Source organism: Solibacillus sp., assembly GCF_040273735.1.
GTDB lineage: Bacteria > Bacillota > Bacilli > Bacillales_A > Planococcaceae > Solibacillus.
In genome coordinates this window covers 1-11,246 of record NZ_JBELZM010000033.1, presented here as the reverse complement: position 1 = coordinate 11,246, position 11,246 = coordinate 1, and the positions used below count along the sequence as shown (strand labels likewise).

17 protein-coding genes and 1 pseudogene are annotated in these 11,246 nt (G+C 33.9%); 14 read left to right on the top strand and 4 right to left on the bottom strand.

All coding sequences use genetic code 11. From position 1 onward, the window contains the following. Window positions 1-134, bottom strand: a 134-nt coding sequence (locus ABS917_RS18620) for an aspartyl-phosphate phosphatase Spo0E family protein (protein WP_350480384.1), incomplete at its 3' end; no start/stop codon positions are given. Window positions 135-391: 257 nt separating this feature from the next. Between ABS917_RS18620 and ABS917_RS18615 the strand changes: the two are divergent. After that, window positions 392-1,059: pseudogene (locus tag ABS917_RS18615) on the top strand (uridine kinase family protein). Window positions 1,060-1,112: 53 nt separating this feature from the next. Here ABS917_RS18615 and ABS917_RS18610 read toward each other — a convergent pair. Beyond that, on the bottom strand, window positions 1,113-1,343 hold the full coding sequence (locus tag ABS917_RS18610; protein WP_350480382.1) for a hypothetical protein: 231 nt from the start codon (window positions 1,341-1,343) through the stop codon (window positions 1,113-1,115). Window positions 1,344-1,556: 213 nt separating this feature from the next. Here ABS917_RS18610 and ABS917_RS18605 point away from each other — a divergent pair, with 213 nt between their 5' ends. From ABS917_RS18605 to ABS917_RS18590, 4 genes are all read left to right on the top strand, one after another. Next, on the top strand, window positions 1,557-2,054 hold the full coding sequence (locus tag ABS917_RS18605) for a sigma-70 family RNA polymerase sigma factor (RefSeq protein ID WP_350480381.1): 498 nt from the start codon (window positions 1,557-1,559) through the stop codon (window positions 2,052-2,054). Beyond that, on the top strand, window positions 2,051-3,304 hold the full coding sequence (locus ABS917_RS18600; protein ID WP_350480380.1) for a DUF4179 domain-containing protein: 1,254 nt from the start codon (window positions 2,051-2,053) through the stop codon (window positions 3,302-3,304). The genes ABS917_RS18605 and ABS917_RS18600 overlap by 4 nt, the downstream gene beginning before the upstream one ends. A gap of 128 nt (window positions 3,305-3,432) precedes the next feature. Beyond that, window positions 3,433-3,657: a putative periplasmic lipoprotein gene (locus ABS917_RS18595; RefSeq protein WP_350480379.1), complete on the top strand. Its 225-nt coding sequence runs from the start codon at window positions 3,433-3,435 to the stop codon at window positions 3,655-3,657. 38 nt (window positions 3,658-3,695) lie between these two features. Next, window positions 3,696-4,232, top strand: a complete 537-nt coding sequence (locus tag ABS917_RS18590; protein ID WP_350480378.1) for a hypothetical protein — start codon at window positions 3,696-3,698, stop codon at window positions 4,230-4,232. On the opposite strand, the gene ABS917_RS18585 is transcribed toward ABS917_RS18590, so the two are convergent. Further along, the gene (locus tag ABS917_RS18585) at window positions 4,198-4,767 is read right to left on the bottom strand and encodes a cupin domain-containing protein (protein WP_350480377.1); all 570 of its coding nucleotides are present in this window, start codon (window positions 4,765-4,767) and stop codon (window positions 4,198-4,200) included. The genes ABS917_RS18590 and ABS917_RS18585 overlap by 35 nt on opposite strands. Window positions 4,768-5,018: 251 nt before the next feature. Between ABS917_RS18585 and ABS917_RS18580 the strand changes: the two genes are divergently transcribed. The 5 genes from ABS917_RS18580 (at window position 5,019) to ABS917_RS18560 (ending at window position 8,349) form a co-directional block, all read left to right on the top strand. Continuing rightward, window positions 5,019-5,483, top strand: a complete 465-nt coding sequence (locus tag ABS917_RS18580; protein WP_350480376.1) for a GNAT family N-acetyltransferase — start codon at window positions 5,019-5,021, stop codon at window positions 5,481-5,483. Window positions 5,484-5,572: 89 nt separating this feature from the next. After that, window positions 5,573-6,040, top strand: a complete 468-nt coding sequence (locus ABS917_RS18575; protein WP_350480375.1) for a GNAT family N-acetyltransferase — start codon at window positions 5,573-5,575, stop codon at window positions 6,038-6,040. Window positions 6,041-6,140: 100 nt separating this feature from the next. Beyond that, window positions 6,141-6,626, top strand: coding sequence for an HIT family protein (locus ABS917_RS18570; RefSeq protein ID WP_350480383.1), 486 nt, complete (start codon window positions 6,141-6,143; stop codon window positions 6,624-6,626). A gap of 132 nt (window positions 6,627-6,758) precedes the next feature. Next, the gene (locus tag ABS917_RS18565; protein WP_350480374.1) at window positions 6,759-7,679 is read left to right on the top strand and encodes a phosphotransferase; all 921 of its coding nucleotides are present in this window, start codon (window positions 6,759-6,761) and stop codon (window positions 7,677-7,679) included. A gap of 139 nt (window positions 7,680-7,818) precedes the next feature. Beyond that, on the top strand, window positions 7,819-8,349 hold the full coding sequence (locus ABS917_RS18560) for a D-glycero-alpha-D-manno-heptose-1,7-bisphosphate 7-phosphatase (RefSeq protein WP_350480373.1): 531 nt from the start codon (window positions 7,819-7,821) through the stop codon (window positions 8,347-8,349). A 93-nt stretch (window positions 8,350-8,442) separates the two neighbouring features. On the opposite strand, the gene ABS917_RS18555 is transcribed toward ABS917_RS18560, so the two are convergent. Next, entirely contained in the window at window positions 8,443-9,090 is a 648-nt protein-coding gene (locus ABS917_RS18555) for a DUF421 domain-containing protein (RefSeq protein WP_350480372.1), read from the bottom strand. Between the two features lie 181 nt (window positions 9,091-9,271). Between ABS917_RS18555 and ABS917_RS18550 the strand changes: the two genes are divergently transcribed. The 4 genes from ABS917_RS18550 (at window position 9,272) to ABS917_RS18535 (ending at window position 11,018) form a co-directional block, all read left to right on the top strand. Further along, window positions 9,272-9,805: a helicase gene (locus ABS917_RS18550; protein ID WP_350480371.1), complete on the top strand. Its 534-nt coding sequence runs from the start codon at window positions 9,272-9,274 to the stop codon at window positions 9,803-9,805. 159 nt (window positions 9,806-9,964) lie between these two features. Further along, the gene (locus tag ABS917_RS18545; RefSeq protein WP_350480370.1) at window positions 9,965-10,423 is read left to right on the top strand and encodes a DinB family protein; all 459 of its coding nucleotides are present in this window, start codon (window positions 9,965-9,967) and stop codon (window positions 10,421-10,423) included. A gap of 71 nt (window positions 10,424-10,494) precedes the next feature. Next, complete coding sequence (locus tag ABS917_RS18540; RefSeq protein WP_350480369.1) at window positions 10,495-10,809, top strand: DMT family transporter; 315 nt, start codon at window positions 10,495-10,497, stop codon at window positions 10,807-10,809. Beyond that, the gene (locus tag ABS917_RS18535) at window positions 10,806-11,018 is read left to right on the top strand and encodes a DUF3923 family protein (protein WP_350480368.1); all 213 of its coding nucleotides are present in this window, start codon (window positions 10,806-10,808) and stop codon (window positions 11,016-11,018) included. Before ABS917_RS18540 ends, ABS917_RS18535 begins: the two co-directional genes overlap by 4 nt. The last annotated feature ends 228 nt before the right edge of the window (window positions 11,019-11,246 follow it).

Genomic DNA, 11,246 nt, shown 5'->3' with positions numbered 1-11,246 from the left:
AGCCTATCTAAATTCTGACTTAATTTTATAGTAGTAGGATGATTTAGACCATTTTCTGTACCAGACTTTATCATTGCAGTTCTAAGTGTTTCAACGTTTTTTTGAGTTTTTACTTTTTTTAAAATATTAGGCATTAGAAATCTCTCCTCATTTTTAATATATAAATCAGATACAATAATTTACATAATACATATATTATGTAAATACACATTAAAGCTAAAAGTTAAACCTTAAGTAGGAAAAATATTTCCAAATAAAAGTTTGGAAGCACATTAAAAAAGCGTAAACACTGTTAAAATAACATTATGCATTTTTGTTGGAACATTGTCTACGTAGTTTTTAGGGGATTTTTGGTTAATAAGGCAAGGGATTTTAGAAATGAGGATGAATAATGAAAACATTAATTCAAGAAATTATAAGTTGGATTCGTAATGCTGATAAGAAGCTGATTATTGGGATTTCTGGCCATGGAGCTGCCGGAAAGACGACTTTTGCACATATGTTAATGGATGGTTTAGAGAATGATGTAAACTATCTTAATACGGATCCATACATAGTCAGTTCATCAATACGAAAAAACGCAATGATTGACTATATACATGAAGGGAAATTACATCGTTTTAAAATGACGGCATGCCATCCATCAGCACATCATATCCCCTCTCTGGAAAGAGATGTACAGATGTTAAAAGCAGGAATGGATATACTCACCATTGAGACAATTATTTGAAAAGTGAAATTCTCTCTTCACAAAACAAATTAACCATTGTAGACGGGATGAGTGTTGCTTTTGCAAAGCCTGAACTATTTGATCTCCTAGTTTATTTTTATACTAATGACGATTTGGAACTAGAGAGAAGATTGGATAGGGATATAGAGGAAAGAGGAATGGATACCAATTATTTAATGCAATCTCACAATGAACGACGTATACAGTACCAAATGTTTATGCATCCATACAGTAAAAATTTCGACATTATCATTAAAAGTACTAAGAAAAGTATTATCGTTGAGGAAAATATGTTTGGTTTTAAGTTGAAGAGTTCCTCAGGAAATTAAGAGATTAGAGAAAAAACAGTCCAGATTGAGCTGTAATTTTTTAACCATTGATTTTAATATAGCCGTTGTTGACTACAAGGTGGAAACCCAGATATATCTGCAATCATTGAAAAATCATACTGTTTCATTGCGAACTGTGTTTGATACAGGTATTCAACAACAAGTAACTTTCCATTTGATACACCGCAAAGTACTCCAGATGTCCCTTGACCATTTACTAAGGATATACCAATTGGTTGTCCTATTAAGTAACTAATCTTATGTTGCCATGGTGGCATTGTCATCAACCCTTTCTACGTATTTTATGCTTTTGAAAAAGGGTATGTGCCTACTGCAGAAATGTAAACCCACTGTTTCCCTCTCTCTATACAAGTACTTGTTAATTATTAACGTTAAAATTTAACCTAGTCATTCCAACAAATGTCTAAAAAAAATTTTTATTCGGTTCGAACGAAATCTAATTTTTTACAGTCTAATAAATAAGGAGGTGGCACACTTTGGAAAACTTACTCGAAAAAGCTACCGCTGGCGACCAACTAGCAATCCTGGAACTGATTGAACAAGACGAGGATGTTCTTTACCCGATTGCTTATACATATTTGAAAAATGAACAGGATGCACTCGATGCCATGCAAGAAATGACCTATAAGGCACTGAGAAAAATGCACACCATTAAACAGCCTGAATTTGCACGTACTTGGCTTGTACGTGTTCTTATCAACTGTTGTCACGATATGCTCAAAAAACGGATCCAAACTGTAGAAATTAAAGAGATCAGCCTCAGTGAAGCACCGATTTATTCGGACATAAGTCGGCTACTTAATTTACTTACGCTCACAGAACAACAGTTAGTTTACGCAAAATATTTCCAACAGCTGAAAAACAATGAAATTGCTGAACTGCAAAACATTCCAGAAGGTACCGTCAAGTCAAGGCTGCACGCCATTTTAAAAAAGTTGCGTAAAGCTGCTGGACAAAAGGAGGATTGGTTATGATTGACATTCCAAAAGATAAGCTACGCCAAGGACGTATGGATGCATTTACAAAACTAAAAAAAGAACGCCGTCGAAAGAAGCAGTGGCAGGGAATCACTGCAGTAGCCATCATCTTCCTAAGTTTTTTGCTAACAGTCCGTGTTTCACCGACGATTGCTAGCTATGCCGCTAAAATCCCTGGACTAAGTGTTATCGTCGAGCTCGTGCAGGAAAATGAGGGGATAAAAGATGCCATCACCAATGATTATTACGAGGAGCTGGGCATACTTGTGCAAGACAAGGACGTTACTATTACACTTCAAGGCGCAATCATCGATGAATACGGTATTATGCTCATGTATGATTTTGATTACCCGACGGAAAAAAGCGATCATCATAACTATTCCGTGAACATTTACCAAGGCAATCAACTTCTTGAAAACAACGTTGCTTATGGGACGATGGACGGTCTAGACGAGCCGGTTGTGCACAGCAATCATCTTCTTGAAATGACGCTTGACCAACCACTTGATACGACAAACCCTAATTTCCGTGTTGAATTTGAAATGCGGGATGGAGATAAACAAACGATTTCGATTCCATTCTCACTAAAAAAACCGATAGCTAAAGCCAAAGTAGTAGAGTCGAATACGAGCATCACAGCACAAGGTCAACGGCTATCAATTAATAAAATCATTCGTACACCATTACGTATTCATATTGAAGTAAAGCCAGATCCATCGAATACGATGCAAATCGTCGCACTCGATGACATCTCACTGGAGCTTAAAAACGGTAGTAAACGTGAACTTATTCGCAATGGTTTTGTTGGAAGTGGTTCGTTCCGAGAAGGTAAGTACACGTTTTATTTACAAAGCAACTACTTCTCTGAATCAGATGAACTTATCGTCCGCATCGGAGAAATTCAAGCTGTTCCAAAGGGCGAAGATTATATCGAAGTTGACTTTAAAACAAAGGAAGTACTTTACAAACCGGACTTCATTGATTGGGATATTAAAGTTGTCGGTAACGATGTATATTTAAACGCACCAATAAAAGACGACCACGGCCGCCAGCACTTATATCCTGCTGAGAAAGAGGACGGTACAAAGCTTGAATCAGAAGGAAGCAGTTTCTCTACGTCTGCCCATGAAGGCTTTAATTATAGAGAGTACTATGAGCCATACAATGGTAGAGCAAAACTGTGGATCAACTACATTGACAACCCGATAGCAACGGACGTTGAGCTCAAAATAGATTTGACTGAATAACGAGATTTCACAGTCTTAATAAGTAAATGAAGCATCGTTTCTTTTGAGAACGATGCTTTTTTTTTGTTGTCCAGTTTAGGAACTTTTTTCCATTAATATCGTTAAACTATCATAAAAGAGGTGGTATTTTGAAGAAAGCACTAATTCTTTTCACTGTAATGAGCACTTTGCTAGTTGGCTGTTCTCAAGAAAAAAGCTACAGCATATGGATTGAATCATCCCAAGGCCCAGAAATTATTGATACAGTAAAAGAAAGGCTAATTAATGCAGAAATAGATTTTATAATAGATGATAATGGCAGAGTTTTAATAAATGATAAGGATTTTGAAAAGGCTGTATTATGTTGTACTTAATAAAATACAATCAAAAGACTAACAATTAGGGGGAAGATATGTCCTTAACTTTATTTTTATTCATCGGTCTTATTCTCATATTCTTTGTCACACTTAATAAAAGGCCATTACTCAATTTACTTGGAGAAGACAATTTTCTAATATCAAAGTTGAAAAATGCAGTGTGGTTTCAAAATTATTGGTTAGCTGGAATGTTTCTATTTATTATGAATGCTATCCTATTTTTTTCAACTGCTCTTCTTATTTATATATTGACTTATTTTTTAATTCCTTATGTACATTTGCTTGTAATGATACTTGCTGTAGTTGCAAGTATCTTTTTATGGGTAATACTTAACCAAGCTTGGCAAGGTACGAGAAGAAATTGTTTGAAGATGGTAGCAGTCGGGAGTAGTTTTTATTTGATTCTATCTCTTATGTTGATTTATATGTTGGTAACACTTGAGCCTTCATATCCAGGTGATGATACTTTTATGAGAGCAATTGGAATAGTTATGGGAATTGTGGTAACAACAGTTGCGTTTATTTCATGCTTTATCTTTACAGGATTTTTGAATAAGAAGAAATTAAATTAAATGTTATATATAAATTATCATTACTTTTTACTATATTAGGGTAACTGTCAATGGTTTGATATTTCAAGTTAATTGCAAGACAATTAGAAAAATCTTTAGGTGGTGTTGAGGAAAAAATTATTCTATTGGAAAAAATTTTTTCTTTAGGAGGCAACTTTTTAAGGAGTCTTATATTCGAGTAATTTTTTGATTTTTGTTCTCGTTGATCATACACAGATAAATTATTTTCTGGAGTTGCAAAAACCAGAATATGTAGTGGTCTTTCACTAAAATTACAATATCCATGCACATAATTTGACCATCCAAAGACAAGATTGTTTTTCACAGCAATTATTTGCTCTTCAAATGAAATATTATAAGTCAATTCACCTTCTAAAATTAATGCATGATCTTCCCCATAGGGATGAAAATGTGCTTCAATTCCTTCATCTCCATTATTAATTTGGAAATATAGAATACGATGATTTTTGCAAGAACTTTCCCAAATCTTTTTGAACTTAATGTCTGCCTTCATTAGTTCTTTTAAATCTATCATATATATCACCTCGATTTGTATTATAGGTTATTTATTCTGGAGTTAAATCAATCTTTGGAATGATTTATTTAGAATTTTAATAATCACTTAATTAAAGAGGGGTACTGAAAATAGTATCAGCATTTTTATTTGGATATAAAAGGAATAATGTTAGAATTTAGGTTGTTGATTTTCAAGGGAGTAAACACACGGGTTGTTTAAGCAATTCGTTGATAGTTTTTTAGAATTATTCTTTAGGAAGGGTGATTTATTTGAAAATAGACTTACTGGCAAACCAACAGCAATTTATCAATGAGGTTTCTGAAATGGTTTATAAAGAATTTGTAGTTAAAGCAGGTAGTGAAATGGAATTTAAAGATGTTGTTCATTATTTTTCTAATACAACGGATTACTCATTTCCCATAACTCTAGTAGCTTTTGAAAATGGTGAATGCTTCGGTACAGTATCAATAGTTGAAAATGATTTAAAAGTTAGAAATATGTATAAACCCTGGCTTGCATCTCTTTATATAAAACCAGAGTATCGTGGTAAAGGGGTAGGGAAAATGTTAATAGACAAGACTATTAGCGTAGCAAGCGAATTAGGATGTAATGAGCTATATTTAAGAACAGAAGGGGCTTCTGACTATTATAGGAATAGAGGGTGGAGCTACCTTGAGACTATTTCTGATGAAAAATATGAAAGGATTGATGTGTTTAAAATAAATTGTGAATGAATGGTGAGTACTAATAAAACTTTTGGAAGAGTATTTATTTATATGGATATAAATGTATATTGAAGTATTGTAAAGGAGTTGTATATTTTATGGGAGTCTCATTATGTAAAGCAACTATAGATGACGCGGCTAAGCTTCATGAAATGCAAGTGGACGCATTTATGCCTTTATTAGAAAAGTATCAGGACTATGATACAAACCCAGCTAATGAAACCTTAGAAAAAGTCATTACTCGGATTAATCAACCTTTTTCAGATTATTATCTTATTAAAAATTCCGAAGATACAATTGGTGGTATTAGAATTATTAAAATGTGTAATAAATCTTATCGTGTCAGCCCTATATTTATTTTGCCAGAACATCAAGGAAAAGGAATAGCTCAAATAGTCTTTGCATTAATAGAGAAAAAATATCATGACGCACGATCATGGGAGTTGGACACCATTATACAAGAAGAAGGACTTTGTCACCTCTATGAAAAATTAGGTTATAAAAAAACTGGTAAAACCAAAAAATTAAATGAAAAGATTACTATAGTTTTTTATGAAAAGTCTTAATTCATTTAAGTTTTAACTTTTATATAAAAAATTCCATGTGAACTATTATGCAAATTAACAATAGGTGTTTTTCTCAAGGAAACAGAAAAGGGGTTATTGTATAAAGAAAATAACATTATCAAATGGAAAAACAATTGAAGTTGAATGTTTAAGCTGTGCGTTAACAAGTGGTTTGATAGAACCTGATGGCGGAGTTGTATTTGAAACGAAGTATTTTCACGCCCATCAAGATGTAGCTTATCCAGTCAAGGGATTAATCATATTAGCTTCTAAAAGACATATCAAGTCTTTTGATGAGTTAACTGAAGAAGAGAAATTAGATTATATTCAGACTTTAACTAGAATAAGACAGGCTCAAAGAGAAGTATTAAATATCGAGTACGTATATTACTTTTATAATGAAGATACTACTCACCATTTCCATACTTGGATGGTTCCAAGATACGAGTGGATGTATGAGTTTGGCCGCTCAGTCGAGTCCGTTAGACCGACGCTACTTCACGCCCGCAACTTTATGAATGATACTGAAAATATTGAAGAAGTCATGACGGCTATCGATTTATTGAAAAAAGAACTAAATAAATGATCTGGTGAAAATTTAAGGATTTCTGGGAAAAGGGAATGGAAATCTGTGTAAAAGATGCGGAAGAATTTTTAACCCTAACTTCGTAAAAACCCTAATACATAACAATTTAGTAAACATAAGGTGGTTAAAGTGATGAGCGGAATCGAAATCTTAAATATATTTGGATTTGAAGTGAAAGAAGAGCCCACAAGTATTTACCCATATTCACCAGTATATCGAGTGAAATATGGTAATCAGGATGTTGTTGTAAAACGTACGCAAAGCAGAGCAGAAAGTGTAATGTCTTATACTAATATGCTAAAGGATAAGGGGATAAATGTTGTAACTCCAGTTAAGTTGAAAGTTGATAATCCGCAAAAATACGAAGATACAAATTTTGTAGTCTATCCTTTTATTAAAGGTCAGAAATACACAGGTAAAGACAATGAAATTTATGAAGCTGGTAAAATGTTAGGACAGATTCACAGCTATTCACCTGTTTCAAATTTTTATGACCTCCTTGTATACGATGTCTATGATTTTAACGAAGAAGAAGTAGAAGGGAGTATGGAGGCTATTTTCCAACATGCAAACAAAGCCGGATTAAAAATTGATTCAGCAATAAAAACAAAGCTGATGGAAAGTGTTGCAAATCAACAGGAGCTTTATTGTGCAAATTTACCACATGTTGCAACGCCTCATGATTATAAAGCAAATAACTTAGTATTCATCCCCGAACCATATTTAATTGATCCAGATAATGCTGCTTGGATTCCAAAAGTATTTGATCTAGCACTCGCATTACTACTTTTTCATAATGAACATGAAGAAGCACCGGACAGGATTTTTACAATAGATGAATGGGAATTGTTTTTATTGGGATACAAAGAATATATGGACATTACCGATGAAGAAAAAAGATTTTGGGAAAAGGCGAAACAGCACGTCTTTCTAGATGAAGTAATGTGGTTAATGGCTGAATATGAGGTGGATTGGCAAAAATCTTCTCAACAAAATTTATTTAAAAGTCTACTTCGAATTTTGATAGATGGTAATGATTATAAAATAATTTAAAGTAAAAAGCTGGAACAGAATGGTTGGCAATTAAAGATTAATGGTTCGAATCCGAGTATATAGTCGGAAACAATACTGCTTAAAGCCGATAATTTTTAACATACTAAAAGTAAGATTAAAAAATAAAGGTGTGGATGGATTGAAAAGAGCAGTGTTTTTAGATCGAGATGGTGTAATTAATGAAGTGCTGACTAAGCGAGTGAAATTTGTTAATGAACCGAAACAATTTTATTTTTTACCTGGTGCAGAAGAAGCCATTAAAAGTTTAAATGACTATTTTGATTATGTGTTTGTCGTAACGAATCAAGGCGGAATCGGATTAGGTTATATGAAGGAAAAGCAGTTACAGAAAGTACATGATTATATGGTAGCTGAACTGAAGAAAAAGGGGGCAACGATTCATGAGGTTGCCTATTGCCCGCATAAACCAAAGGCTGGGTGTGAATGCAGAAAACCAAATAGCAAAATGATTTTAGATTTAGGTGTAAAATACAAAATAGACCTTGAGCATTCCTATATGGTCGGTGATACGGATACAGATATTCAGGCGGGTAAAAAAGCAGGGACTAAAACCGTTTATATTGGTTATAGTGATCCATTAGCAGATGCAGTATTTCCAAATTTAAAAGAAGCAGCACAATGGATTATTCGCGATATAGAAAATAATTAGAAATAACCCACAGAGGAAAACCTTTGTGGGTTATATTTTAATGTCGTCTTTTCCTATCTGCAGCTACAGTTGGCACTTTTAAACAGCTAACGATTAATCATAAGTCTGAACATAGAATCCATTTTCCTCTGACCATTCCGCATAATATATTTTCTTGATATCCTTGTAACCTTCCTCTTTTAAGTGATGAATAATCCATTGTTTATCTTTCCCGATTTGTGCCAGAATTCTTTCTTCAAGTTGCCCTTCATCGATAATCAAGTGAGTTAGCACACCACCTGTATCTTCCTCGGATGAATCCTTTTTCAATAAGCTAATTTGCCCACCCGGCTCCAAAAGGACATATTTTACTTCACTAATTGAAAAAACCCCTTGCATTCGTAACAAGGAACGTAGCTGTTCGGATTCCATTTTATTTTTCTCTAATGCTTTAATATCCAACAGCCCATTATTAACGAGAATAGACGGTTCACCTTTAATAATCGGGCGCAGTCTTTCAAATTTCCTGACAAGAAAATCGGTTAAAAGATACAGCGTAGTCCATAGTCCAATCGTATAGAGGACATCCCAAATCTTGACTTTCTCATCGTATACTCCTTCTTCTAGCGTTCCACCGAGAATGACGATAAACACAAAATCGAATGGGGTGACTTCAGTAAGCTCTTTTTTTCCGATAAAGCGGATAACAACCATAAGGGCTATAAATCCTGCAATAATTTTAATTGTAATTGCTGTAATCATATATCTACACTCTCCTATCAACCTTTGAATACCCTGAACCCTACCAATTTAAGCTGGTCATTAATCACTAGTGTTTTTAAAAGGATGAAGGAGTTTTACTGAGTTTAATAGAAATGAATAGTAAAGGTTTAGTAGCACGATTTTGCAACAAAAATAAACGAAACGATGGGGAGGGATAGAAATGCGAATATACCCTGATTGTCCTGTTAGTACAAAAACGATTGAGGTAGGAGGGCTATCGAAAGCAGAACTTTTTCAAAAATTGCAGCAGTCTTCTATTTCATTGAACCTATATGGAGAAAAATTATTATTTGATAATCGGTTTACAACCTCCGGGATAAGTTATCGGGTGGAAATAGTTGAACTATCAGTTAGGGATCTTGGCTTTCAGTTTGGCGCAACTTTACCTGAAATCTATAAAAAAGCGAAAGAACTTGGCTTGCAGTTATGCCCACCAGAGCTAGGACCTTACTTACGACTGGAATATGTAGACCAGGGTGAGGGGAATTCAGGGAACCTTTCATTAAAAAATGAGGCACCTTCTGGATCTGTCACCATTGCATCAGAAATAGTAAGTGATGAAGAAAGTTTTCCAAAAGGATTTTATGTTAGAAAAGTTGATGGCGTATTATGGCTGCGCGGATATGTAGCTGACAACTTGCATATATGGAATCCCGATAACCGGTTTATCTTTAAATCAGGCAATGATAAATAAATCGCAATAGGTAAAATAGGGAACGATGTGAGTGAAGTTGGAATAGAGCTTTTAATGTAAAAGCAATGGTTTGCGTTCCATAGATTTATCCTGGAATGTGAACCATTTTTGTAGGTGTTTCTGTGTATAGTAACGAATAATTAAATCGAGGTGGTACATTTGCTGAAAGAAAAAGCAGAAATAGTAGCGCATCATCAAAACTTCATAACTTTTATACATAGTTTAAAATCTATTAATGAAAATATATTAAGAAAGCCGATTGGGGAAGGTAAGTGGTCCATTATAGAAATAGTTGGTCACTTTTATCCTTGGGATGAATTTGTGTTACAGCAAAGAATTCCATATTTATTTACAGGCGAAGACTTACCGAAAGCTCCGAATATCGATAAGCTAAATGACCAGTCTTCTTTACATGCCAGAAAAGAACCTTTTGAAAATACATTGGAAAGATGTATTCATGTACGGCAAGAATTATTAAGTCAGCTAAAGCAATTACCTGAAGATGACTGGTTGATTCCAATACAGATTAACCAGTCCACTTTAACGTTTTACGAGTACTTAAAAGGCTTAATGGAACATGATCTTCATCATATAAATCAAATTAAATCTACTATCTAAAATAGATACTGATTCTAGTTCTATAAATTAATAGTACATGTTTCGTGGTATTCACATTGGAGGAACTGTTGATGATGAAATTGATAATTTCTTTTTTAGCGTTGATCGGCGGTTCGGCAGTTGCGATACAAAGTCAAATCAATGCCTTATTCAGTAAGAAAGTAGGCGTATTAGAAAGCGCAACCGTTTCTTTCATGATAGGCGCGCTTGCGTTGTTCTTTTTAGCTTTCTTTTTTGGAAAGGGTAATTTTTTTAATTTATTTACTGTTCCAAAATGGCAATTAATTGGAGGCTTATTAGGTGCATTTTTTATTGTCATTAATATCTTTTCTGTAAATTTGATCGGAGTTGCCGCTACGTTTATTTATGGAGGAGGAATTGAATGAAGAAAATTTGGTGGATAATTAATGGGGTTTGGCTTGTCTTGTTTAGTGGTTTAGCTATATTTATTTATTTTAGAGAAGTAGATGCTGCAGGTGTAGTCCAAACATCTGAGCTTAAATGGCTTTCTTTGGCCTTGTTAGGTGTAGTATTACTTTTGTTTGCCATCGTCCAACTTATATTTTTATTTTTTTTAAAGAAACTAAAAAGTTAATAGCTTATAATATTTAAGGCGCTTTCCGTACAAAGGGAAGCGTTTTTTTATGAATAATGCCAATGATGAAAAAAAATAATTTTAAAATTTAAAGCCAAATGTTCTTCTCGTATGTCTAATAAATGTAAAACGAAAATGAAGGGAGGAATTGCTATGAATATTGGACGCTTAGTAAAAAAAGCTCTAAATATGCTCTGTCATTTCCTTTTTGAGCTTTTTTTACTAAGC